Below are 26,033 nucleotides of genomic sequence, written 5' to 3'. Positions count from 1 at the left end.
GGTAAGATCATGAATCTAAATCAACTCTACTATTTTTGTGAATTGGCAGATCAAAAGCAATACACTAAAGCAGCAGAAAACTTGTTTATCAGTCAACCGACTCTATCAATATCGATTAAACAATTGGAAAATGAACTGCACTGCAAATTGTTTAAGCATAATGGACGCTACGTGCAATTAACTGAATATGGGCGCATTTTTTATGATACTGTGACCAAATCACTGAATATTTTAGATAGTGGTAAAAAGAAGATTGAACAGCGTATCAGTCAAGATCAAGGCAACATCCATATTGCCGGCATCCCCACAGCAATTGGGACTATTTTGCCCCACTTAACTAAGCAGTTCCAACAAGAAAGCAATATTTCCCCGCATTTCATCTACCACGATAATCCCTCATATCAGATTTGCGAAGGCATTAAAAATGGTTGGTATGATATTGGAATTTCTTCATTTGTACCTGAATTTAGTTATTTTACTTACATTCCCCTTTACACCGAGGAAATTGTTGCTATCGTTTCAAAGGAAAACAACCTGGCCAAAATAAATGAAATTTCTCCCGCAGAATTACAAGGTGAGCCAATTATTACTTATTCTAAAAAAATTCAGATTGGTAAAGACATCACCAATGCTCTACTGGCAACCGCATCTGATCTGAGTATCACAAATAGACTGCATGATGAATTGGCGATTGCGGGACAAGTGTTGACCAATGATATTGTCGGCATCGTTGCCAAAACTATTTATTTGAGCGGTTTCGATATTCACATTATCAAACTGGACTTACCTAAAAATACTCGTCAGGTTTATTTAGTTTACGACTCCAATCAGAATTTTTCACCGGGAATTGTTGATTTTATTGACTTTCTTAAAAGCCATAGACCAGATATTCAAAAAATTGTTGATAATATTCCTGTCAATTAAAATTACCGAAAGTAACGCAACTAATGGAGAAAACGGATAACTATGACTAATTCAATTACCACAAACGCCATACGTGCTCTTTTATATGAAGTCGTAACCGAACCAAAGCCGGGTTTGGTAAATCCTGCAAGTTCCGGCCCGCATCCAGATATGGATATTTACACTTTTATTGACAGCAGCTTAAGTTTAGAACCATATTTTGCTGCCGCTGTTCAAATTGGGCAAAATTTTTCAGCTCCTGATTTAACCAAAATGTTTCAGCAATTGCGCAAAAGAGGCATCATCGCTGAAAAAGAAATGTTTACTGCTACTCATGGTGTCAATACTCATAAAGGAGCAATATTTGCCTTAGGGATCTGTGCTTGTGCCGAAAGTTATTCTACAGTTAATAACACCGAATTATTTCTCACTATTACCCAGATGTGCCGCGGCCTTGTCCACCATGATCTGGTGGAAAATAACCAGCTGCAAACAGCCGGAGAAAAAGAATTTATACAATATCAAATAGGCGGAGCACGCGCACAAGCTGAAAAAGGTTATCCTGTAGTCAGAGAAGTTGCTTTGCCTTTCTTAAAAAACAGTAGGGGGACACTACAAGCAAGACTCATTGACACACTAATTAAAATAGCTGCAGTAAGTGTTGATAGCAATTTGATTAAACGAGCTGGCAATTATAGCGTGATTAAATGGCTGCACCAAGGTGCAACAAAATACTTAGCTTTAGGCGGCTATCAGACTTTGGCTGGAAGAAAGCAACTGCAAAAATTATGCCAAGATTGTTTAACACACAATTATAGTCTGGGCGGTTGTGCCGATTTACTGATTGTTACCATTTTTGTAGCTCTTCAAAGAGGATACATATAAAAAAAGAAGGCGCTGCCTTCTTCTTTTTTAATAATTGCGTAAATACACATAGTTGATCTCATGACCGGCTGTTTTATGCAAAATAACATTGGCCCTTGACTTAGTAGGCGCGATAAATTCACGCAGGTTAACTAAGTTAACGGTTTGCCAGACCCTTTCCGCCATTTCGACAGCCCGTCTTTTTGGTCCGTTTGCCCAAGAATAATAAAAACTGGCAGGATTATTTTGGTTCATGACCAACAGATGAACAAAACGTTGCAAGAACCACGTTCTGATCAGTTGTTCATTTGCATCAATATAAATCGAAAAATTAAAAAAATCACTTGTCGCAATCATTTTATTAGGTGGAATTTGCAGGGTATTTATCCCTTCAATAATTAAAATATTAGGATTAGTAATCTTGCCGTAACCGCCAGGAACAATATCTGACAGTTCGTGTGAATATAACGGATAAAACACTTCTTTTTGGCCACTGGCTACATCTGATAAAAAATCTGCTAGCAGTTTCATATTGTAAGATTCGGGAAAGCCTTTACTATCCATTAGTCTTTTTTGCTTTAATTCACGATTAGGATATAAAAAGCCGTCTGTCGTCATCAGTTGTACTGTCAATTTAGGATAAAGGCGTTCAAGCAAGACTTTTAACAGGCGCGATACTGTGGATTTCCCGACGGCAACTGGACCAGAAATACCAATAATAAAGGGTTTATTAACATTATTGGCCCCAATAAAATGGTTCATTGATTGCAGCAGCAATTGTTCGTTATGCACAAACAGGTACAAGTAATGCACCAAGGGAGCATAAATTTCGTTAACATCGCTGGAGTCGACAATATCGCCTAATGAAGTGAGTTCTTTTAACTCATTTTTGCTGATTTTGCTGGTCTCACTCTTTGCCTGGGACCAATCCTGCCGTGAAATTTTAGTAAAGTTCTTCATCATCTATGCTCTTTTCATTATATAGTGCAAAGGCACAACAACTATAGGTGTGACTATTGCAGTAAAAATCGCTTCGACTAAACCATTCATTCCCAGCGAAACAAGTAAAACTATAAATAATGGCATCCCTGCCGTGAAATTGCCGATATTTGAGAGCAATATTTGCGGATTTCGCATAAAGAATAAGCTGGCTAAAGTAATGACCAGTCCCGTGTTGGTCAAAGATGTTACAGCCCCGTTTAATACATAAACCCACTTTTTGACCGGTAAATTCTTTTGCTGAAAATATTTGGTAATCAGACTAGGGAAAAGTCCGGCCAAGATGCTTGGTACTAAAGAAATTACCGGATTGCGAAACAGCAAGAGACTAACCATATCTCCCGGCTGTGTGTACGCCACCACTAATCTGGTCAAACCCCAAAATAGGCCAAAAACTGTACCATAACAAGGATTAAGTAAACTACCATAAATAGCAACAGTTAACGGAATGGTAGTAATAGCCGGAATCGCTGGCAAAATACGGATGTAGCCAATATTAGGTACAAAGGTTTGTAAAATCAATATCGCCATAAACACAGCAGTGACTGCTAATTTAACTGTATTATCTCTTTTCATACTTTTACTCCATATTGTCTTTGTCATATTTATCATTATTCAGTCTGCCAATAATGGCATCTGCTATTATTGAACATCCACTTTTTTAATGACGTCTGTAGCAAATTACTATTGGGGGCATGCTATTCAATCCCTAAAAATTTGCCCAGCAAATGATTAAATTCTGCCGGTTTTTCAGCCATTATGTCATGACCGGCATCAGTAACAGTGTTGATTTCAATGTGTTGATTGTGCTTTTGCATTTCATTCACGTAGCCGATCCTAAAGTATGGACTTTTAGTTGAACTGATTGATAGCGCCGGAAAATCGATACTATAAACAGTTTGACGCCAATCTTTTTGAACATGATCAAAAAGCAGTGGCATATTTTTCTCGCGCTTAAAGGGATGCTGTTGTTTAAACGGATATAGTTCAGACCAAACCTGGCTATCAATCCCATTTAGCGTTTCTTTAATATGATCATAATGGGATAATACCTCTTTAAAATTATGCCGCGTTAATTCTAACTGGCCGTGAGCCCAGCCATAATGCCATTTTTCGTCATTCAGCATTTTGGGTGTTTGATCAATTGTAATGATCTTAGCTATCTTCAATTCGGGATGATATTTTAAAATTGCCCACACTAAACCTGCTCCCATTGAGTGCCCGATTAAAATTATGTCTTTTAAATTCAATCTGGTAATTAATTCGGCAGCTTCATCTGCAAGCTCTGCCATGGTGCTTACTGCAGGTCCTTCTGAACTGCCGTGCCCAGCCAAGTCGAAAGTAATTACTTGGTAGCCGTGTTGGGTTAAGTAAGGCACTTGCCCAGCCCATACCACGTGATTACCGCCAAAGCCATGACAAAAGACCACTGCCTGACCTTTTCCCGTCACTTCATAATAAATTTTCCTATTAGCAATTTGCATCAACATTTTTTAATTCCTTCTAGCCTTCAATAGAAATTTTTTTATACTTGGAAAAATATTTCAAAAACCAATTTTTAGTGTAATCAACCGCTGGACTCTCAATAGACGTGCTGGTGTTACAAAGGGAAATCCGCCACGGAAAAGCTGGTTCCATTTCCTTACTTTTGATTTCCTTGTCACTATAATTTTGTCCAATTGGGGCAGCCAAAATGCCCACCAAATTTGCATCTCTTTGTACCAGGTTTAACACCAGATCCCAAGAAACGGTTTGTAAAAAGTAATTAGGTCTCTTGCGGTCCCCTCTGAATCTTTTATTCAATTGGAAAGTAACCATAAAACTATCAGTTAAAGTCACAATCTTCTCTTTTTCGATTTCAGTAAACGGAATTACCTTGGCGCTGGTTTGATTAAAACGATGATTAGCATTAAACCACACGCGAACGCTGCTTTCATAAATCAAATTTTCATAGATGCCCTCAATTGTAGCGGGGGAAACAATTACAGCTAAGTCTATATCCCCTAGTACGAGCATCTTTTGCAAACTATATGCCCCACATTCAACCAATTTAAGCTCAATCCCAGGATTAGAATTAATAAATGAAATCAAGGCGTCATTAAAAACAATAGAATTAATTACTGGAGCTATGCCAATTTTTACTATTCCATTCTTTTCTTCTGAAAAACGATTTAGTTTTTCCATCATTTCAACGTATTGTTGATAAACTTTTCTTGATTCATTTACTAGAGCCTGGCCATAGCGGGTGAGTCCAATAATCCTGCCTTTTTTGTGCTTGAAAACCTTGATGCCCTTCCTAAATTCAATGTCTTTAATTGATTTACTAATTGCTGGTTGAGAAACATGCAAAATTTCCGCACTTTTAGTTAGGTTAAAATTATTATCTACCACTGCAAGCAAGTATTTAATCTGATTAATATCCAAGATAAGCTCTCCTACTTTCATTCACGTTCAGATTTATAAAAAAAGCAGCATTAAATGTATTTTTTCTTAAACCATTTAAAATACTGCTTCTTTTATTAGCTTAACTTAATAAAACTAATTATTATTTTTTATATTCATAAGCGGTTCCTGGAAAATCCTAGAATCCATTTCTTTCAAATCATCACTAATAAGCGGCTTGAACTCCATTTGATCAAGAACGTCTTTTTGCAGATCAACACCGGGCGCGATCTCTATTAATTTCAAACCATTTTCGGCTAATTCAAAGACAGCACGTTCAGTGACATACCATACTTTTTGCTTGTTAGCGGAAGCAACTTTCCCTGAAAATGTAACTTGTTGAACTTCCTTAACAAACTTCTTGACCTTACCTTCTTGGATAATGTGCAGCTTGCCGTCTTTAACTTCTTCTTTCAACCCAGCAGCTGTAAAAGTACCAGTAAAGATAATTTTAGGAGTATTTTGCGTAATATCGACAAAGCCGCCAGTACCAGCAATCTTAGGGCCAAATTTAGAAACGTTCAAATTACCTTTGGCATCTGCTTCAGCCAAGCCCAAAAATGTTAAATCAATCCCGCCGCCGTCATAAAAGTCAAACATGTACGGCTCATCAATAATTGATTGTGGGGAAATAGCAGCGCCGAAGTCACCACCACCAAGTGGGGTGCCGCCAAAAGTACCGGGCTCAACGGTAGTCATGATATTATCGGAAAGTCCTTCTTCTTTTAAGACTAACGAACAGGTTTCTGGATACTGGCCAATACCGAAATTAACCACCTGGTCGGTTTTTTCATTAAAGAGCAGAGCAGCTCTACGTGCTATAACCTTTTTACTATCTAGCGGTATATTAATTTCATCTTCGGCTTTAATAACAGCAGAGCTGACAAAGTCGGGGTTATACTGGGTATCTGTTGTTTGCTTAGTCCATTCAGCACTATCAGCTTCTACAACATAATCAACTAATATCCCTGGGATTCTGATATCTTTAGGCTTCATGGAACCGCGCTTAAGCACACGTTTAACTTGAACAAAAACCTTGCCGCCATTATTATGAGCAGCCATGGCTATCGCTGTTGCCACTAGGGTAAGCGGCTCATCATCGAACGTAATATTACCATCCTCATCAGCAAATGTGCCCCGTAAAAGAGCAACATTTGGTTTTGGTACTTCATAAGCTAAATAATCTTTGCCGTGAATATTGATCCTGTTGACCAATGTAGCGTTTTTAGCTGCATCATTTAATCTACCGCCGCTAACCTCAGGGTCGACGAAGGTACCTAAACCTACATTAGTAATCAAAACCGGCTTATGTGCAGCCGCATCCCTAAATATTTGTGACAAAACTCCTTGAGGGAAATTAAAAGCTTCAAAATCATTAGCAGCTGATAGTGGTTCCAACTCTGGTGCTAATGCCCAGTGTCCACCAACTAAACGATGCAGAAAGCCTTTTTCCGCAAAATTATTTGTCCCCTTAGTTTTGCCGTCGCCTATGCCGGCTGCGTGCCAAACATCCAGTCCTTTAGGGTGTCCTTCTTTTTTATAACGTGCTCTCATGCATTCCAAAATTTCTTCTGGAGTATCTGTACCTAAAAACCCATCTAGTGCAATTACTGCATTATCTGGAATTAATTCGGCAGCTTTTTGACTATTAATAAATTGAATTGCCATCAGATTAATCCTCCTAATGAGTCAAAAAATAATTTATTCAATTACAATTAATAAAATGAGTTTATTTAGATTGATGAGAGCACTTTATGTAATCAAAAAATTAATTTTAAAACCAATAACTATCCGAACTATGTCATTCATACATCGTTCCGACACAATAAGGGTAACGCTTACAAGTATAGATTGTGAAATACATAATTTTCACTGTCTATATAACTTTAAGTTATGGTTTTAATCAAAAAAACCTTGCACAAAACTAGTTAAATGCTAGTTAGTGCAAGGTAGTTTGTTATCACATAAATTTCTTTTTACTTAGTAGCCATACATTGCGCTTGACCACTGGTAACAACAACATTATCTTGATTTGTTACAGTAGTATCATACACAACAATAGTGAAGTTCTTTTTAGGAATAAATTCAGTAATCGTACATTTGACAGTCAACACATCATTTAAGTACACAGGTTTGACAAACTTAAGGGTTTGATCTAGATAAATACAACTTTCTTGTCCCGGAATATGCTCTGCTAAACAGGTAGAAATAAAAGCAGCAGTAATCATTCCGTGCGCAATTCTATGCTTAAATTGGGTCTTTTTGGCAAATTCTTCGTCCATGTGAACTGGATTATGGTCACCGCTTAGTTCAGCAAATTGTTGAACTAGTTCATCTGTAACTTGCTTAGTAAAAGTGCCAGATAACCCAATTCTTAACTTTTCTTCAGCTATAATGCTTACCTCTTATTCTTTCTATAAAATTTCTACGCCTTTTTTAATGACTCTTTGGGCATCATCCATAAGGTCCTGCACAATTTGAGCAGCCGGTTTTGATTCTTTAATCAATCCGGCAACTTCACCAGACATGAAGAAGCTTTCTTTAGGATCGTCTTCTTGAACGCCTTTATAAAGGGCCTTATTCATAGCAGCATTGAAATCATCGCGAGAAACGCCAGTTTTTTCAAGTTCAGTTAACTTAAGAGCTTCTTCATTGGCAATCCCGCGAGTAGCACCACCTTTAATAGAGGTACCTACTACTGCAGTTCCAGTATCTGTTGCATCAATTACGGCTTTACGCCAATTTTCACCGACTGGGCTTTCCTTGGCAATGGAGAATATCGTACCGCACTGCACGCCTTCTGCTCCCGCAATAAAGGCTTCAACAACTCCACGACCATCACCAATACCACCGGCAGCAATTAAAGGAATGGAAATTGCATCGGCGATTTGAGGCCATAAAACCATTGAAGTGGTGTTACCAATGTGGCCACCGGCTTCCATACCTTCAACAATCACTGCATCTGCGCCCATTTCTTCCATCTTCTTAGCAATTTTGACATTTGGAATAACAGGCATTACTTTCACACCTGCAGCTTTTAAGTCTGTCATATAAGGTTTTGGAGTACCAGCACCAGTAGTAACAATTTTTACTCCTTCTTCAATTAAAACCTTAACAACATTAGGAGTATTCTTGTCCATCAGCATCAAGTTAACAGCAAAAGGCTTATCAGTAAGTTTTTTGGCTTTTCTAATTGCTTCTCTAACCTGATCCGGAGTTTTTCCACCGGCAGCAATAATGCCTAAGCCGCCGCCGTTTGAAACCGCAGCAGCTAAGTCAGCTGTAGCAACTTCCTGCATGGCACCTTGAACAACTGGATATTTAATACCTAATAATTTTGTAACGCGATTCATATTAATCTCCTTAAAATATTTGATTTTTTAATTTATTTAATAAAGCAAAGGGAGGCTTGAGTGATTAATTATTTACCTGAGAATTTTGCATCTCTCTTATCAACAAAGGCACTCATTCCTTCTGTTTGATCTTTAGTAGCAAAAGTTTCAGCCCAAATTTGTGATTCCATGTCAATAGCAACATCAAGTGGCAAATCTGCGCCCCGGTCAACAGAATATTTGGCTAGAGCAACTGCAATAGGACCATTCTTCATAACCTGCTTGGCAATTTCACGGGCTTTATTCATTAATTCTTCCGGCTCAACTAACTCATCAAGTAGACCGATGCGATAAGCTTCATCTGCAGAAATCATTGTAGAAGTTGCAATCATTTCCTTAGCTTTTCCGCGACCTACTAGGCGTGTCAGGCGTTGTGTCCCACCAAAGCCGGGAATAATGCCCAAGCCAACTTCGGGTTGACCAAACTTAGCTTTAGCAGAACCAACACGCATATCGCAAGATGAAGCTAACTCGCAGCCACCACCAAGTGCAAAACCATTGACAGCAGCAATCGTAAATTGAGGTAAATCTTCAATTTCGCCAAAAGACTTATGTGCCAGTTTTGATAACTCAAGTGCTTGCAGTGTGTTCATGTCGCGCATCTGTGATATATCTGCACCGGCAACAAATGATCTGGGACCAGCACCTGTGATTATCAAAACTTTGATCTCATCTTGGTGAGCTTTTACCTCTCTTAAGGCATCCCCAATATCTTGCAGCGTTTCAGAGTTTAAAGCATTCAAAACTTTAGGACGGTTAATGGTCAATGTGCCAATTCCATCTTCAGCTTCCAACAAAACGTTATCATATTTATTAAAACTCATAATTTCCTTGATCCTTTCAAAACATCAAACTCATTTTATGCTCTCACGGTCAATTCTTGTGTAAGCGGAAACAATTAGCAAATTAGGCTTGTTTTTTATTTTTTTCAGGATTTGGTAGTAAAAGCTTAAATAATCAGGGATTTAGCATCATTGAAAAAAAGTTATGGTAGAAATAACTTTTGTTAAATTTTGCACAAATTGTGTTGTGAAATAGTTTTAAAGGCTTAATGCTTCAGCCTTTTCACTGGCAATAACTAAAAATAATGCTACTGATAACAAACAGTATTAATAGTCATTCAGCTATTTGTGTAAGCGTTTCACATTAGTTTATAGTTTGTGCAAAGTCTAATTAATTAAAGGAGGAAGATTATGACTGGAAGTTGGATGACGCGCTATTTTGCCGAATTTTTGGGGACAGCTGTTTTTATAGTTTTTGGTAACGGATCAGTTGCCAACTCATTTCTCAAGAAAACCACAGCCAATGGCAAAGATGGTCAAGCAAACGGAGGCTGGATTTTTATTGCGCTCGGGTTTGGCTTTGGCGTAATGATACCGGCAATGATGTTTGGCTCAATTTCAGGAAACCATATTAATCCCGCAATTACTATTGCAAAGGCTGCAGCTGGAGTTTTTCCCTGGAGTCATGTTGCGCAATATATAATTGCCCAAATGCTCGGTGCTATTGTAGGACAATTATTGGTTGTTGTTATCTATTGGCCGTACTTTAGAGAAACTACTAATGGAGAAGGGCAAATTTTTTCTTGTTTTGCGACTGGTGAAACACTTAACAATAAGTTGAATGGTTTTATCGCAGAATTTATCGGAACTGCAATTTTAGTATTTACTTGTACTGGAATCTATAGTTGTGTATTCTTCAAACAATCTGTTGATATTGCCAATGTGGGTGTCGGGTTCATCATCATGGCATTAGTAATCGCTGATGGTGGTCCTACTGGCCCAGCGTTAAATCCCGCTAGAGATTTGGGACCTAGAATAGTTCATGCTATTTTGCCTATTCCTAATAAGGGATCTTCAAACTGGGACTACAGTTGGGTACCGGTTATTGCTCCTATTTTAGGCGCGCTGGTTGGTATCTTTATTTACAAACTATGTTTTAAAATATAGTAATTTATATGTATATTAATATTTACTTGCAATAAAAAAATAATAGTTAGCCAGTTAGGTTAACTATTATTTTATAAGCAGAATAGTATTTATTGCTGTGATGCGCCACTTAACGCATCACTTGTCTTAATCTCACTACATGCGGTGTCGGCAGCAATCCGGCCAAAGGTAAAAATGTCTGCTAATGAATTACCGCCAAGGCGATTACCAGCATGTAACCCACCAGCAACTTCTCCAGCTGCATATAGGCCGTCAATTACTTGTCCATCTTTGTTTATTACTTGTGCTTTTGGATTAATTCTTAAGCCACCCATTGTATGATGAATAGCTGGTTTACGTGGCGTAGCATAAAATGGTGCAACTTCACATTTAAGGTTAAATGCACTCTTACCAAATTCTGGATCATTACCAGCATCAACATAAGAATTATATTTTTTAATAGTATCTACTAAAGTAGCTGGATCCATGCCGGCTTTTTCAGCCAATTCTTCAAGAGTGTCCGCCTTTAACAGAGTACCCGTTTTTACCTGTGCTGCAAGTGATTCTTCGGTTGTATTATAGGCTGTAGCTTTTATTTTCTCATCAGCGATTAAGTAGAATAGAGTCCCATTGGCAATTGCTGCCTTAGCCAAGGTATCACGCTCTGCAAATTCGTTAACAAAGCGTTCTCCTTTTTGATTAACCATAATAAAGTTTTCAGGTGGAGTTTGAATACCGGTAAATAATTCACCAGTCTTAGGATCAGAAACTGGCATTAATTGAATAAATCCCATACCAACTAAATCAGCACCGGCTTCTTGACCTAGAGCTATACCATCACCAGTAATCGCTGGTGAATTGGTAGTAGCAATATCATCATCAATGTGTTTCCAATACGTGTTATACTTTTGCACCATTTTGGTGTTGGCACCAAAGCCGCCAGAAGTTAAAATTACTTTTTGCGCGTGAATGGTAACCTTACTGCCATCACTATTTTGAGCTACAACACCCGTGACTTCACCATCTTCAATTATTAAATGTTGCGCGCGGGTTTCAGTTAAAACCGTGGCACCATGATCTTTTACCCAATCACCCAAAACGTGAATAAAGGCGTACCCCATTGGTTCAACTGGTTTGTGACCGCGACGCCATAAAGCACCAACCGGCATAGTGACATCAGAGCGGTCAAATTTAACCCCTAAATCAGTCAACCATTTAACTGAATCAAGCACATTATTAACCAGTTCAGTAACTAGGGCATAATTGCCATGAATTTCATTACCGTTTAAATCAGTTCTTTTACCACCTAAATAAGTCTGTATCTCATGCAATAAAACTGAATCAAACAAGTAGTTTTTACCAGAATCTAAATAAGCTTTAATTTGTTTTTGCAATTCTTTAAAATCATCACGGTATTCTGGATCAATCTCAGCAATTGGAGTTGCAGCTAATTTTGCCAAACTTTCTTTTTCACCAGGTAAAGCCTTAAACTTATTCTGCCATTCTGGCTCAGCAGCATTTAAAGGTCCACCTGCTCTTGTTGTATTACCACCAATTTGAGGGAATTTTTCCAGCACGATTACCTTTTTACCATTTTGAATTGTTCTGGCAGCTGCCGCAAGTCCTGCCCCACCAGCGCCAATGACTACAACATCAGTTTGGTATTCAGAATCAGTTGCATTAGCCGTCTTAGGCTTTGGTCTATTAAGCCACTCCTGTGCATCTCCGCCAGCTTTTGTAATTGCTTGGGCCACACCGTCAATTACGCCGTGACTAGAAATTGTAGCGCCGCTTACGGCATCAACGTTTAAAGTTTGGTTAGCAATAATTTGCTTGGGCAGACGTTTAAAGACTTCATCTGCTACTCCCGCAGTTTCGCCACTAGAGTCAATACCTATTTCTTTGATTTTATCTTCAGAAAGCATCACTTTCATTGGCATAAAGCTAGAACCATGACCTTTAGCTTTAACTTCATAAGTACCTGGTTTCATCATTATTAATATACTTCCTTTCTTTTAATACTCAGCAATTAAATTTTACTAACTTTTCTTTTCAAAATGAAATAGTTTTATAGCAAAAACGCTATAATAAAATTGTTATCGGAGGTAAATTATGAATGATTCTGAAACTGTACTACATTTTATTGATGTGCTGCTAAAAGAAAGTAATTTTACCAGAGCAGCCTCTGAATTGTATATTTCGCAGCCATATTTAACCCAGCTAATCAAGCGAATAGAAAAAAAGCTCGGAACTAAGATAATAGAGCGTGAGACAATACCTTTTACATTAACTCAGGCCGGGGTAATTTATTATAATTATCTAGAAACAAAAATTACAAATAAACAAAAATTAACGGAACAATTGACCCAATATGTATCACCTCATCAGGAAGTAATTAGAATAGGTGTTTTAGAAAGTCTGGGTACTTTTTTATTACCAGAACTACTACCGCAGTTTCTTTTGGAAAATCCTAATATCAAAATTCAATTATCCGAGAATTTTCCGAGAGTAAGCGAAGCCCATCTCTTGCATGAACAAATAGATTGTTATCTAGGTCAGACCCCAGAATCACTTAACCGGGGATTGGACTTTTACGTTAACGGTGGTGAAAGTTATTTTGTTATTATTCCCCCGACATCAAAATTCTTTAAAAAGGGTCATTTTATTTTAAAGCCACAAGAATATGACATCAAAGAAATCTTACGTGAACCCTTTGTAGTTAGTTCAACTAATTCAGCTATCCGTCATCAAGTTAATGGCGCGTTTCAAAAGTTTCATATCAAGCCAAATATTATTTTAGAAAGCAGCAGTATTATCACTGCCACCAACTTAGCAATAAAAGGCGCAGGATTAACTATTTCAGCTGCTAGTATAATTAAAAGAATGGCGCAAACTCCAATTAATCTGCTTCCAGTCGATCAAAACTTAATCCAGATTAAATACTTCATTGCTGTTAAACATGGTCAAGCACTCAAGCCAGGATTAAGCAATTTAATTAGAACCTTTATGAAATTAAAAATTAACCCCAACATCAGATAAAATGATAAACAAAAAAGAGGACCGTTAGGTCCTCTTTTTGCTGCTCGCTCCGGCTGTCAGACTCGAACTGACGACATCTTGATTAACAGTCAAGCGCTCTACCAACTGAGCTAAGCCGGAATACTAAAAAGCACGGCAGCGTCCTACCCTCGCAGGCAGTCTCCCACCAACTACTCTCGGCGTGAAGAAGCTTAACTGCTGTGTTCGGCATGGTTACAGGTGTTTCCTTCTTGCTCTTGCCACCGTACTTTTTTCCTTTGAGCTTTTACACTCAAAACTAAATATAATCCGCTTGAAAAACCTTGACTGCTGCTAAGCTCTGGTCAAGTCCTCGACTGATTAGTACTGGTCCGCTCCAAGCCTCACGGCTCTTCCACTCCCAGCCTATCTACCTCTTAGTCTTTGAGGTGTCTTACTACTTTCGTATGGGAAATCTCATCTTGAGGGGGGCTTCGCACTTAGATGCTTTCAGCGCTTATCCCGRCCATACTTAGCTACCCAGCGATGCCTTTGGCAAGACAACTGGTACACCAGCGGTATGTCCATCCCGGTCCTCTCGTACTAAGGACAGCTCCTCGCAAATTTCCTACGCCCACGACGGATAGGGACCGAACTGTCTCACGACGTTCTGAACCCAGCTCGCGTGCCGCTTTAATGGGCGAACAGCCCAACCCTTGGGACCGACTTCAGCCCCAGGATGCGACGAGCCGACATCGAGGTGCCAAACCTCCCCGTCGATGTGAACTCTTGGGGGAGATAAGCCTGTTATCCCCAGGGTAGCTTTTATCCGTTGAGTGATGGCCCTTCCATRCGGTACCACCAGATCACTAAGCCCGACTTTCGTCCCTGCTCGAGTTGTCGCTCTCGCAGTCAAGCTCCCTTATMCCTTTGCACTCTGTGAATGATTTCCAACCATTCTGAGGGAACCTTTGGGCGCCTCCGTTACRCTTTAGGAGGCGACCGCCCCAGTCAAACTGCCCGTCTGACACTGTCCCATGCCTCGCTTAGAGGCCCTGGTTAGAGCAGCCATCAAACAAGGGTAGTATCCCAACATTGCCTCTGATAACACTGGCGTGCTATCTTCTCCGGCTCCTACCTATCCTGTACATGTTTAACAGCTGCCCAATATCAAATTGCAGTGAAGCTCCATGGGGTCTTTCCGTCCTGTCGCGGGTAACCCGCATCTTCACGGGTATTATAATTTCACCGAGTCTCTCGTTGAGACAGTGCCCAAATCATTACACCTTTCGTGCAGGTCGGAACTTACCCGACAAGGAATTTCGCTACCTTAGGACCGTTATAGTTACGGCCGCCGTTTACTGGGGCTTCAGTTCGCTGCTTCGCTTGCGCTAACAGCTCTCCTTAACCTTCCAGCACCGGGCAGGTGTCAGCCCCTATACGTCGTCTTACGACTTTGCAGAGACCTGTGTTTTTGATAAACAGTTGTTTGGGCCTATTCACTGCGGCTGGCTCTTACACCAGCACCCCTTCTCCCGAAGTTACGGGGCGATTTTGCCGAGTTCCTTAACGAGAGTTCTCTCGCTCACCTGAGTGTTCTCCACTCGACTACCTGTGTCGGTTTGCGGTACGGGTACGCAGCTTCTCACTAGAAGCTTTTCTTGGCAGTGTGACTCTTGGACCTTCGCTACTTTAATTTCGCTCCTCATCACGCCTTGTGCTTCTCGAATACAAGCATTTGACTCATATCCACACTTGACGCTTAAACATGGCTTCCAGCGCCATGCGTCCTTCGCCTCCTGCGTCCCTCCTTCGCTATTAACGAAGCTGCGCAGTACAGGAATCTCTACCTGTTCTCCATCGACTACGCCTTTCGGCCTTGCCTTAGGTCCCGACTTACCCTGGGCGGACGAGCCTGCCCCAGGAAACCTTAGTCTTTCGGCGGATAGGATTCTCACCTATCTTGCGCTACTCATACCGGCATTCTCACTTCTAAACGCTCCACTTATCTTCTCAGTTAAGCTTCGCCGCATTTAGAACGCTCTCCTACCACGTGCATTACTGCACATCCACAGTTTCGGTACTATGCTTAGCCCCGGTAAATTTTCGGCGCAGCGTCACTCGACTAGTGAGCTATTACGCACTCTTTTAATGGTGGCTGCTTCTAAGCCAACATCCTAGTTGTCTACGCAACTCCACATCCTTTTCCACTTAGCATAGATTTGGGGACCTTAACTGGTGATCTGGGCTGTTTCCCTTTCGACTACGGATCTTATCACTCGCAGTCTGACTCCAGTGCTTTGATATCTGGAATTCGCAGTTTATCTGAATTCAGTAACCCCTGACGGGCCCTTCGTCCAAACAGAGCTCTACCTCCATTATCATCCTCGCACCAGGCTAGCCCTAAAGCTATTTCGGAGAGAACCAGCTATCTCCAAGTTCGTTTGGAATTTCACCGCTACCCACAACTCATCCCCGCAATTTTTAACTTACGTGGGTTCGGTCCTCCAGTGCGCTTTACCGCACCTTCAACCTGGTCATGGGTAGGTCACTTGGTTTCGGGTCTACATCAACTAACTCTCGCGCCCTCTTCAGACTCGCTTTCGCTCCGGCTCCGTCTTTTCTGACTTAACCTCGCTAATTAACGTAACTCGCCGGTTCATTCTACAAAAGGCACGCCATCACCCCTTAATGGGCTTTGACTATTTGTAGGCACACGGTTTCAGGTTCTCTTTCACTCCCCTCCCGGGGTTCTTTTCACCTTTCCCTCACGGTACTGGTTCACTATCGGTCACAATGTAGTATTTAGCCTTGCGAGATGGTCCTCGCTGCTTCAATCGGGATTCCTCGTGTCCCGACCTACTCAGGATCCTGCTCAGCGCGCTCCGGATTTCGCTTACGGGGCTCTCACCCTCTCTGGCTTACCTTCCCAGATAATTCTGCTATCCTTTGCGCTGCCTTCCTGCAGTCCTACAACCCCAGATGATAAATCATCTGGTTTGGGCTCTTTCCGCTTCGCTCGCCGCTACTAGGGAAATCGATCTTTCTTTCTCTTCCTGCAGCTACTTAGATGTTTCAGTTCACTGCGTCTTGCCCCAACCGGCTATCTATTCACCGCTTGGTAATGCATCTGCATGCATTGGGTTCCCCCATTCGGATATCTCCGGATCTCTGCGTACTTACCGCTCCCCGAAGCCTTTCGTGGTTCGTCACGTCCTTCTTCGCCTCATTGTGCCCAGGCATTCACCGTGCGCCCTTCTTTACTTGACCTTACTCAAGATACTCTCTCGGTCGCTCTTTAGCAATCTGTTCTCTTTTGATTGTTTCTCGGTTTTTCTTGGATTATATTCAGTTTTCAATGTACTAACTCGTTTGAGGTATTACCCTCAAAACTAAACAATGTCTTCGCTACTCATGTGCTTTCCTTGCTCTTGCCTTGGCTTCTCTTAGTATTCCTACTCTCCGCCTCGGCCTTTGCTTTTCCTTAGAAAGGAGGTGATCCAGCCGCAGGTTCTCCTACGGCTACCTTGTTACGACTTCACCCTAATCATCTGTCCTGCCTTAGACGGCTGACTCCTTTGCAGGTTATCCTACCGGCTTTGGGCATTACAGACTCTCATGGTGTGACGGGCGGTGTGTACAAGGCCCGGGAACGTATTCACCGCGGCGTGCTGATCCGCGATTACTAGCGATTCCAGCTTCATGCACTCGAGTTGCAGAGTGCAATCCGAACTGAGATTAGCTTTCAGAGATTCGCTTGCCTTTGCAGGTTCGCTGCTCGTTGTACTAACCATTGTAGCACGTGTGTAGCCCAGGTCATAAGGGGCATGATGACTTGACGTCGTCCCCACCTTCCTCCGGTTTGTCACCGGCAGTCTCATTAGAGTGCCCAACTTAATGCTGGCAACTAATAATAAGGGTTGCGCTCGTTGCGGGACTTAACCCAACATCTCACGACACGAGCTGACGACAGCCATGCACCACCTGTCTTAGTGTTCCCGAAGGAAACATCCTATCTCTAGGACTGGCACTAGATGTCAAGACCTGGTAAGGTTCTTCGCGTTGCTTCGAATTAAACCACATGCTCCACCGCTTGTGCGGGCCCCCGTCAATTCCTTTGAGTTTTAACCTTGCGGTCGTACTCCCCAGGCGGAGTGCTTAATGCGTTAGCTGCAGCACTGAGAGGCGGAARCCTCCCAACACTTAGCACTCATCGTTTACGGCATGGACTACCAGGGTATCTAATCCTGTTCGCTACCCATGCTTTCGAACCTCAGCGTCAGTTACAGACCAGAGAGCCGCCTTCGCCACTGGTGTTCTTCCATATATCTACGCATTCCACCGCTACACATGGAGTTCCACTCTCCTCTTCTGCACTCAAGAAAAATAGTTTCAGTTGCAGTTCCCCAGTTAAGCTGGGGGCTTTCACAGCTGACTTATTCTCCCGCCTGCGTTCGCTTTACGCCCAATAAATCCGGACAACGCTTGCCACCTACGTATTACCGCGGCTGCTGGCACGTAGTTAGCCGTGACTTTCTGGTTGATTACCGTCAAACAAGAATCAGTTACTACCCTTGTCCTTCTTCACCAACAACAGAGCTTTACGATCCGAAAACCTTCTTCACTCACGCGGCGTTGCTCCATCAGACTTGCGTCCATTGTGGAAGATTCCCTACTGCTGCCTCCCGTAGGAGTTTGGGCCGTGTCTCAGTCCCAATGTGGCCGGTCAGTCTCTCAACTCGGCTATGCATCATCGCCTTGGTAAGCCGTTACCTTACCAACTAGCTAATGCACCGCGGGCCCATCCTTTAGTGACAGCTCGAAAGCCGCCTTTCTCAGCTYGAGCATGCGCTCGTGCTGCTTATTTGGTATTAGCACCTGTTTCCAAGTGGTATCCCAAGCTAAAGGGCAGGTTGCCCACGTGTTACTCACCCATCCGCCGCTCGCGCTTCTGACTTCCTACCGAAGTATTCYRTCAAAATTGCTCGCTCGACTTGCATGTATTAGGCACGCCGCCAGCGTTCGTCCTGAGCCAGGATCAAACTCTCATTTTTTAAATGTTTGTTTGAATGTTTGCTCATTCGTTCCAAGATTCGCATCTCGGATTTATTTGCTTGCGAAATTGACTTCGCTCTTTTGTTTTGGGTTCTTTAAACCCGCACATTTTTGCGAAAACATTGTTCAGTTTTCAAGGTACTACCTGCTGCCTTCTTTAAAACAGCTTTTTCATTTTGCCAGATTCAATTGCTTTTGTCAAGCACTTTTTTCTGACTTGTTTTTGCCGTCTTACCTGACAGCGTTTATTATCTTACTAAACCTGTTGCTTTTTGTCAACTGGTTTTGCTCGATTTTTTTGTCGCCCCTTGGCTCCTCTTGCCTTGCGGCTCATTGCCCGACGACAGTTATTAATACTAGCAATTATTTCTCCCTTTTGCAAGTCTTTTTTGATATTTTTTCTCACTCTGTCAATAAGCCCTTATGTATCTAAGACTTTTTATCGAAATTTTTGCTTATTTCTCCTCTAATCATCCATTTTCAATATCTATTTTGGCTATTTTACAAATTTACAAAGGTTATTAAGTTTGTTAAGTAATTTTAACCCTTTCGCATACTTTTATTAATTTAAAAGTTTTATAATACTACTATATTTCTAAGGAGAAAATTATCTTGAAGCATAAAATTATGACATTGACAACCGCTTTATTTATGGCTACTACGCCCCTTGTTACTAGTGCCAATCAAGTTAAAGCAGCAACGACAACTAATAAACAAACTGAAATGTACAATTTTGTCAGGAACACTTTTAAAAAGCATCATGTACGCGGCATAGTTACGGTTGTAAAAGACGGAGTACCACAAACAATCAGTTACGGCTATGCTTGGTATGGCAAGAGAATTGGTAATGGCAGCAGTAAAGTTGTTTACCCAACAGCTTCTCTGCAAAAAGTAGTAACTGCAGCAATGGTAGTCCAACTAATTAATGAAACTAAGGGAACCAATAAGGAATTTACCCAAAACACTAAGATCTCGCGCTGGTATCCCAATCTTAAAAACGCTGATAGCATCACAGTGGGTAACTTGTTAACTCATACCTCAGGTATTATGGCTACTAGTACAGAAATAGATCGCGGTTATAACTATTCTGAAGATAATGCTATCAAGTGGGTAATCAATAATATTAATGCTTCATCATCCGATGAAATTGGCAATTATCATTACAATAACAGCAATTACATTCTTCTGACCGGTATTATCAAGCAGGTTACAGGCAAGTCGTATGAAGAAAATCTGCAGACTCGTATTATTAATAAGTTGAATTTACAAAATACATACCTTTATCAAAACATCCCTAAAACAATGACAGATCCCATTTCATATTATTCAAACGGAGGTAAAAATTATCAAAATGCTACTTATCTTAAGAAAAGTCTAGTTTCTCAAATCCCGGGTGCGGGTAATCTATTTTCGACTCCAGAAGAATATTACAAAATCCAAGTTGGATTAGCGGACGGCTCTATTTTAAGTAAAGACGATTATTACTACATGACTCACCTAAAGAGTAAGGTAATTAACTACTCTGGTGGACTGTACTTATATAATAAAGACAATATCAAAAATGCGTATGGCAGTTTTATGGGACAACACTTTGGCACCTGGATGCAATTAACTGCCGATAACCAAAATGGTATCGTCATGTTTTTAAATCAAACTGATGATAATGAAAATGACGAAAAAGATGTAGGTTACGAAATTTTACAGCATATCAAACCTAATACTTTTGTTAAACGCTAGGTTCTTGTTCAAAAAGGTTGTAACAACGTTTCGTCACTTTAAAAATTGAATAGTTATAGCGTAAAAGGCTAATAAGTCAACATTTACTAATGTGATTTATTAGCCTTTTCTATTAAAGTTTTTAACATTGAAAATCATTTTTCGCGTTTCTTTTTTATTTTGTCACTCAAATACATAGTCCCAGAGATAGTAAAATAGACAAGTGTAATAAAAAATGCGACCGTAACAATTCTAAGAAATAAGCCTAAATCTGTTAAGACTGTCCACATTAAATAGAAAACATAAAAGACCGCAAGGGGTAAAACGACTCTGTTAATTCGATGTTCTCGACGAATACTATGAATTGCTTTACTTTGATCCGCGTTTTTAAGGTCATGTTCTGCCATTTTTATTACCTCCTTTTTATTAAACCTTCTTATTTAAATTTCTTATTATTTTAACACGATATTGCCAAATTAAATGATTTAATTAATCTTTATTTAATATTTTTAATTAATTGTTTGTGCTACCTGGCAGAAAACTCTATGATATTCTCTTTTAAAGTGCTAAAGCCAACAGAAAAAGTCTAAGAAAATTAATTCTTAGACTTTTTTTATTCATCAAATAATAACTCATACATTTTTGTATTCAACGGCTTTTCCAGCAGCAAATTCATCCCTACCGCTGCTTTTTTCTTCGGCCCCAGCAATTCTTCTTTGACTGTGTCCTTTTGAATGTGCACTTGACCTAAGTAGTAAAACTGCTTGCCAATTGCATCACTTTTCTTAACAAACAGCAATAGCTTCATCTGGGGCGTATTAAGTAATTTTTGCACCTCGGCAGAGTTGATATGACGGGGCGTGCGGGTATACCAACGCAAGCAGCGGCCATCTTCCAAAGTATTATGGTATAAAGCGTTGCGTTTTTTCTTTGAATCTTTTTGGTAAGTAATAAAAATGGGGGTCTCATGTTCATCCACACGATAGCCGTACATCGGTGCGGAAACATCTAACGGCCAATTTAATAATCGGCAAGCATCTTTACGGTCATATTGCTCATAAAGAGTAAATTGCTTCTGATTATCATACTTGTGATTCAATGCCAAGCCGGTTTTGATAACATCAGTAAAAAGTTTTTTAAAGGTTTCATTTTGCAAAAGAGATTGTGCCAATTTAGGTGCTAACGCATAATCTAATAAATCTGCTTTAACCACAAGTGGCTGTCCGCCATATTGTTCTTTTTTAGTTGTCTTTCCCTGCTTGATGTCAAAAAAACTTAAAGAAAGGATATCTTCAACTGAAGTTAACACGCTTTCATTAACATAAGCACCATAATCATGCAGAGCTTGTTCAAATTCTTCTTGGCTAACCTGCTCTTTTTCTAAAAGCAGTTGCAAAAGTAGCAGTTCATGCGGTCTTTTCCCATTCAATAACTCTTTAGTGGCAAAAGACAAAACAGCACTTTCATACCGACTTAGCTTCACAGGTTCGCCCATTTTTATTAAAAACTCACCATAATGCTCAAGGCTATGATTATTCGCAAATACCATGGGTGAAGTTGAGCCATAACGGTAAAAATCAAATAACAGGGGTGGACGCCCTATTTTTTCCGCCAGTTCCTGGTATGACTGTCGCAATTCCTTAATACTATCCAATTTAATCTGATCAAGTGAAGCCAAAATCTTAGCAGAGGCAATTTGGCTAAAGTTAATCGTTGAAACATCAATAAAGCTGGGAAGCAAGCTTTCCTCGCGTGCCTTATCCTGCGAGCGGCTGTCATCCTGATTTAAAGCAATTGGAATTAAATAATTATTTTTATAGTTACCAATAAAGTCGATGACCGTGACATAGTCTTTACCGGGATATTTACGCAAACCGCGGCCTAGCTGCTGGATAAAAACAATGCTGGACTGCGTATTACGCAACATAATGATCTGGTTTAAAGCCGGAATATCAATTCCTTCATTAAACAGGTCAACGGTAATAATGTAATCAATTTGTCCTTGTTCCAGCTGCTTAACTACCTGCAGCCTTCTTTTTTCGCTGTCTTCATTAGTTAAGGCAATAGCAGGATGTTCACGGTCTGAAAAGGCCTGCGCTAATTCACGCGCTTCTTCTTGGCGGCTGCAAAAAACCAATCCTTTAGCTTGAGAACCACAATAACCGTAATAATCGAGCTGCTTTAAAACATAGTCAACACGCTCTGGCGCCAGCAGTCTGCGCAAGTTAGTGGTTTCGTCAATCGTAGCACCACCAACCTCATAATCTGCAACGCCTACATAATGAAAAGGAGCCAGCATTTTTTCTTCCAGTGCTTCGCGCAAACGAATCTCGTAAGCTAAATTATAGTCAAAAAGACGGTATACATCCTGGTCATCCATCCTTTCCGGGGTGGCAGTCATTCCCAGCCAAAATTGCGGTTTAAACTTAGCAAAAATGCGCTGATAACTTGGTGCAGCTGCCCTGTGGGCCTCATCAATCAAAATGTAATCAAAAGTTGTTGCACTTAGACTAGCAAGTACTTCAGGCTGACTTAAAGTCTGCACGGTGGCAAAAACATATTTGCGTTCAATCTGGTGCTTGTGCCCGGTTAACAGACCATAATCGGCTAAATTCCCACCAATTACTTGGTGAAAACTTTTTAAAGCCTTTTTAGCTATCTGTTCACGGTGAACCACATAAAGAAACTTCTGGGGTTTAAAATCTTTGACAGCAAATGCTCCTAAATAGGTTTTGCCAGTTCCAGTAGCTGAAACTACCAGACCCCGCTTTTGTCCGTCTTTAATTAAGCCTTGTAATTCCTGCAGTGCTTCTTCTTGCATCTTATTTGGCACAATTTTAGTTGTTTCACTAACATGAACCTGAGATTGTACTTGTGGCTTCACCCAATTTTGCTCATATTCTCTTATCCAGCTTTCAGATAGTGGCATACTATCATTTTTTAACTCATGCAATTGCCTGGCAATCTGCTCTGTCAACGTCGCATTATTTTTTGAGCTGATTTTTAAGGCCCATTCGTAATTACTAAGTAAAGCCGACCGGGTGAAATTAGCACTGCCGATAACCAAAGTTTGCCATTCCTCATGTTCAAAGAGATAACCTTTAGCATGAAATCCGCTTTGAGGCGTAATTTTAACTGTCAAGTTGGAAATTTTAAGTAACTCACGAAAAACTTTGGGATTGTTAAATCCTAAATAGTCACCCGTAATTAATGTACCCGAGATGTTTTTCTTAGCTAAATCTGCCATAACTACTTTAAAGGGAACGAGCATATCTTGAGTAACAAAGGCTACAGCCCAAGTAAAATTTTGACAGTTAAGCAGCTCTTGGCGCAGCGTCAGCCAAATATTCTCCTGTTTATTATTTTGCAGCAGTTTCGGCCCTAATAATTCATGACCAGGATATTTAGGGTCATACAGACCATTAAGAATGGCGTCTTGCAAGGGCTCATTCATACTCATCACCTCAAAATTATTTTACACAAAAGAAAAAGAAACCCAACCATCTGGATCCCTTTTTTACAACTGCTTATAAATCTATTGCCAATAAAATTGGGCAGTGATCAGCACGTTCTCCCGTATCCATCATTTCAGAACGCTTAACCTTATCTGCAATTCTATTACTAGTTAGCCAATAATCAATTCTCCAGCCGGAATTATTAGCCTTTGCAGTTCTTACCCTTTGAGCCCACCATGAGTAGACTCCTTCAACATTGCCGTTGAGTTTTCTAAATGTATCTGTAAAGCCGGCTTTAAGCAATTGAGTAAAATCTGCTCGTTCTTCATCAGTAAAACCTGCAGAATGGTGATTAGTGTCAGGATGCTTCAGATCAATTTCGTGGTGAGCACAATTATAATCGCCACTAGCCAAAACCGGTTTTTCTTGATCTAATTTTTGCAAGTAATTAATATACTTTTCATCCCAGACTTGACGCTCACTTAAACGCTTAAGGCCGTTGCCAGAATTTGGCGTATATACCTGAGTGACAAAATACTCAGGAAATTCCAAAGTGATGATTCTGCCTTCATGATCCATCGGTTCCGGTGCACCAATTACAGGATAAGTCACTTTAGGCTTGAGTTCTTTTTTATACAAAAACATGGTTCCAGCGTAACCTTTACGTGCCGGTTCTTCTGATGAACGCCAAACAATATCATATTCTGGAAATTCTTTTGTTAATACTTCCATGTGTTTTTTAGTTGGTCCAGTTGAACGTAATTTAGTTTCTTGAATTGCAACTATATCAGCATTTTCAGCATGTATTTTTTCTAAAACTTTGCGTGTTGCTACTGCACGAGAAGAAGTTCCGGTTAAAGCTGCATTTAATGAGTCGATATTCCACGAAATTAAGATCATTTTCTGCTCCTTTTTATTCATTTCTTTCATTATTTTCATTATATAGTTTTTTAGCTGGGACACAAAGCTTCTGTCACCCTGATTTTTTCCAATTCCAAGTTTGAGGTGATCATATTGAGGTGAAATTGCTGTTATTTTTTTCACTATCTTGGCAAAAAATACTTGTAACTTTTTTGATTAAGCGTGATTCCTTGTGCCATATTATTGTAAGCGATTACTAACAGAACGCCATTTTGATAAAAATATTATTTTCACAAGTTTATGTTTTTAAATCTAGTTAAGCAAGTGTATAATAGCACAAGAGACAACAATAATAATCTTTGGAGGTTAGATTTTATGACTAAAATTTATGCTTACGCCATTCGTAAAGACGAAGAACCATATGTTCATGAATGGAAAGAAGCTCACAAGGATGTTGATGTTGATTTTACTGATCAACTTCTCACCCCTGAAACAGCTGAATTAGCTAAGGGTGCTGATGGTGTTGTAACTTACCAGCAACTAGATTACAAGGCTGATACTATTGAAGCTTTAGATAAATTAGGCATTCATAATTGGTCAATCCGTAACGTTGGTATTGACAACATTGACCTAAAAAAGGCTAAAGAATTAGGTTTTAAAATAACTAATGTTCCGGTATATTCACCTGATGCAATTGCTGAACACGCTGCTATTCAAGCTGCCAGAGTTTTACGTCAAGATAAGGCAATGGACGAAAAAATTGCTAAGCATGATTTACGTTGGGCACCAACAATCGGTCGTGAAGTACGTGACCAAACAGTTGGTGTTATCGGTACTGGTCACATTGGTCAAGTATTCATGAGAATTATGGAAGGCTTTGGCGCTAAAGTCATTGCCTATGACATTTTCAAGAACCCAGAATTAGAAAAGAAGGGCTACTACGTTGATGACTTGGATGAGCTTTACGCTAAGTCTGACGTTATTTCACTTCACGTTCCTGATACTCCGGAAAATGTCCACATGATCAACGACGACTCAATCAAAAAGATGAAAGACGACGTTGTTATCGTTAACGTTTCTCGTGGTCCATTAGTTGACACAGACGCCGTTATTCGTGGTCTTGACTCAGGCAAGATCTTTGGCTTCGTAATGGACACTTACGAAAATGAAGTTGGTATTTTCAACAGCGACTTCAGTGGCAAAGATTTCCCTGACAAGCGTTTAGCTGATTTAATCGCACGGCCAAATGTTTTGGTAACGCCACACACAGCTTTCTACACTACTCACGCTGTCCGCAACATGGTTATTAAAGCCTTTGATAACAACTTGAAGTTAATCAATGGCGAGCAGGCTGATACTCCTGTTGATTTGAACAAAGAATTTTAATTTGTAAAATTCATTTCCCTTCTTAAATACACTTT

Annotated in this window: 18 protein-coding genes, 1 tRNA gene and 3 rRNA genes; 6 read left to right on the top strand and 16 right to left on the bottom strand. The window is 40.2% G+C overall.

The genetic code is table 11. The annotated features are described in order from the left end of the window. The first annotated feature begins 9 nt into the window (after positions 1-9). Both LACWKB8_RS00560 and LACWKB8_RS00555 read left to right on the top strand, forming a co-directional pair. Positions 10-924 (top strand): LysR family transcriptional regulator, encoded by a 915-nt coding sequence (locus LACWKB8_RS00560; RefSeq protein WP_038520709.1) that lies wholly within the window; start codon positions 10-12, stop codon positions 922-924. A gap of 42 nt (positions 925-966) precedes the next feature. Then, positions 967-1,788: a triphosphoribosyl-dephospho-CoA synthase gene (locus LACWKB8_RS00555; RefSeq protein ID WP_038520706.1), complete on the top strand. Its 822-nt coding sequence runs from the start codon at positions 967-969 to the stop codon at positions 1,786-1,788. Positions 1,789-1,815: 27 nt separating this feature from the next. Here the strand turns inward: LACWKB8_RS00555 and coaA are convergent, their stop codons facing one another. From coaA to LACWKB8_RS00515, 8 genes are all read right to left on the bottom strand, one after another. Then, positions 1,816-2,727: a type I pantothenate kinase gene (gene coaA, locus LACWKB8_RS00550; protein ID WP_038524850.1), complete on the bottom strand. Its 912-nt coding sequence runs from the start codon at positions 2,725-2,727 to the stop codon at positions 1,816-1,818. A 3-nt stretch (positions 2,728-2,730) separates the two neighbouring features. Continuing rightward, entirely contained in the window at positions 2,731-3,342 is a 612-nt protein-coding gene (locus LACWKB8_RS00545) for an ECF transporter S component (RefSeq protein WP_038520704.1), read from the bottom strand. A 122-nt stretch (positions 3,343-3,464) separates the two neighbouring features. Beyond that, positions 3,465-4,256 (bottom strand): alpha/beta fold hydrolase, encoded by a 792-nt coding sequence (locus LACWKB8_RS00540; RefSeq protein ID WP_038520701.1) that lies wholly within the window; start codon positions 4,254-4,256, stop codon positions 3,465-3,467. Between the two features lie 13 nt (positions 4,257-4,269). After that, the gene (locus LACWKB8_RS00535) at positions 4,270-5,190 is read right to left on the bottom strand and encodes a LysR family transcriptional regulator (protein ID WP_038520698.1); all 921 of its coding nucleotides are present in this window, start codon (positions 5,188-5,190) and stop codon (positions 4,270-4,272) included. A gap of 114 nt (positions 5,191-5,304) precedes the next feature. Continuing rightward, the gene (locus LACWKB8_RS00530) at positions 5,305-6,876 is read right to left on the bottom strand and encodes an acyl CoA:acetate/3-ketoacid CoA transferase (RefSeq protein WP_038520695.1); all 1,572 of its coding nucleotides are present in this window, start codon (positions 6,874-6,876) and stop codon (positions 5,305-5,307) included. 308 nt (positions 6,877-7,184) lie between these two features. Continuing rightward, positions 7,185-7,580, bottom strand: a complete 396-nt coding sequence (locus LACWKB8_RS00525; RefSeq protein ID WP_223895917.1) for a MaoC family dehydratase — start codon at positions 7,578-7,580, stop codon at positions 7,185-7,187. Positions 7,581-7,622: 42 nt separating this feature from the next. Continuing rightward, on the bottom strand, positions 7,623-8,561 hold the full coding sequence (locus tag LACWKB8_RS00520; RefSeq protein WP_038520689.1) for a nitronate monooxygenase: 939 nt from the start codon (positions 8,559-8,561) through the stop codon (positions 7,623-7,625). A gap of 68 nt (positions 8,562-8,629) precedes the next feature. After that, positions 8,630-9,424, bottom strand: a complete 795-nt coding sequence (locus LACWKB8_RS00515) for an enoyl-CoA hydratase-related protein (protein ID WP_038520686.1) — start codon at positions 9,422-9,424, stop codon at positions 8,630-8,632. Between the two features lie 369 nt (positions 9,425-9,793). Between LACWKB8_RS00515 and LACWKB8_RS00510 the strand changes: the two genes are divergently transcribed. Then, the gene (locus LACWKB8_RS00510; RefSeq protein ID WP_038520683.1) at positions 9,794-10,549 is read left to right on the top strand and encodes an MIP/aquaporin family protein; all 756 of its coding nucleotides are present in this window, start codon (positions 9,794-9,796) and stop codon (positions 10,547-10,549) included. A gap of 89 nt (positions 10,550-10,638) precedes the next feature. On the opposite strand, the gene LACWKB8_RS00505 is transcribed toward LACWKB8_RS00510, so the two are convergent. Next, entirely contained in the window at positions 10,639-12,519 is a 1,881-nt protein-coding gene (locus tag LACWKB8_RS00505) for a flavocytochrome c (RefSeq protein WP_038524847.1), read from the bottom strand. Between the two features lie 121 nt (positions 12,520-12,640). Here LACWKB8_RS00505 and LACWKB8_RS00500 point away from each other — a divergent pair, with 121 nt between their 5' ends. Further along, a complete protein-coding gene (locus tag LACWKB8_RS00500) occupies positions 12,641-13,567 on the top strand; it encodes a LysR family transcriptional regulator (protein ID WP_038520680.1) in 927 nt (308 codons plus the stop codon). 47 nt (positions 13,568-13,614) lie between these two features. Here LACWKB8_RS00500 and LACWKB8_RS00495 read toward each other — a convergent pair. The 4 genes from LACWKB8_RS00495 to LACWKB8_RS00480 form a co-directional block, all read right to left on the bottom strand. Further along, positions 13,615-13,687 (bottom strand) — tRNA-Asn (locus LACWKB8_RS00495). Between the two features lie 10 nt (positions 13,688-13,697). Further along, positions 13,698-13,814, bottom strand: a 5S ribosomal RNA gene (gene rrf, locus LACWKB8_RS00490). Between the two features lie 72 nt (positions 13,815-13,886). Then, a 23S ribosomal RNA gene (locus LACWKB8_RS00485) occupies positions 13,887-16,795 on the bottom strand. 218 nt (positions 16,796-17,013) lie between these two features. Further along, positions 17,014-18,579, bottom strand: a 16S ribosomal RNA gene (locus tag LACWKB8_RS00480). Together the 16S, 23S and 5S rRNA genes with 1 tRNA gene alongside form the textbook arrangement of a ribosomal RNA operon. A gap of 613 nt (positions 18,580-19,192) precedes the next feature. On the opposite strand from LACWKB8_RS00480, the gene LACWKB8_RS00475 reads away from it, so the two are divergent. Then, entirely contained in the window at positions 19,193-20,317 is a 1,125-nt protein-coding gene (locus LACWKB8_RS00475) for a serine hydrolase (RefSeq protein WP_038520677.1), read from the top strand. Positions 20,318-20,451: 134 nt separating this feature from the next. Here the strand turns inward: LACWKB8_RS00475 and LACWKB8_RS00470 are convergent, their stop codons facing one another. The 3 genes from LACWKB8_RS00470 to LACWKB8_RS00460 all read right to left on the bottom strand — a co-directional run bounded on the left by LACWKB8_RS00470 (position 20,452) and on the right by LACWKB8_RS00460 (position 24,651). Beyond that, positions 20,452-20,703: a hypothetical protein gene (locus tag LACWKB8_RS00470; protein WP_038520674.1), complete on the bottom strand. Its 252-nt coding sequence runs from the start codon at positions 20,701-20,703 to the stop codon at positions 20,452-20,454. A 206-nt stretch (positions 20,704-20,909) separates the two neighbouring features. Beyond that, positions 20,910-23,750, bottom strand: coding sequence for a DUF3427 domain-containing protein (locus tag LACWKB8_RS00465; protein ID WP_038520671.1), 2,841 nt, complete (start codon positions 23,748-23,750; stop codon positions 20,910-20,912). A gap of 73 nt (positions 23,751-23,823) precedes the next feature. Continuing rightward, positions 23,824-24,651: an exodeoxyribonuclease III gene (locus LACWKB8_RS00460; RefSeq protein ID WP_038520667.1), complete on the bottom strand. Its 828-nt coding sequence runs from the start codon at positions 24,649-24,651 to the stop codon at positions 23,824-23,826. A gap of 336 nt (positions 24,652-24,987) precedes the next feature. On the opposite strand from LACWKB8_RS00460, the gene LACWKB8_RS00455 reads away from it, so the two are divergent. Next, entirely contained in the window at positions 24,988-25,998 is a 1,011-nt protein-coding gene (locus LACWKB8_RS00455; protein WP_038520664.1) for a D-2-hydroxyacid dehydrogenase, read from the top strand. Positions 25,999-26,033 lie beyond the last annotated feature (35 nt).

The organism is Lactobacillus sp. wkB8 (assembly GCF_000761135.1).
GTDB classification, from domain to species: domain Bacteria; phylum Bacillota; class Bacilli; order Lactobacillales; family Lactobacillaceae; genus Lactobacillus; species Lactobacillus helsingborgensis.
This window is presented reverse-complemented; position numbering and strand designations above follow the sequence as displayed.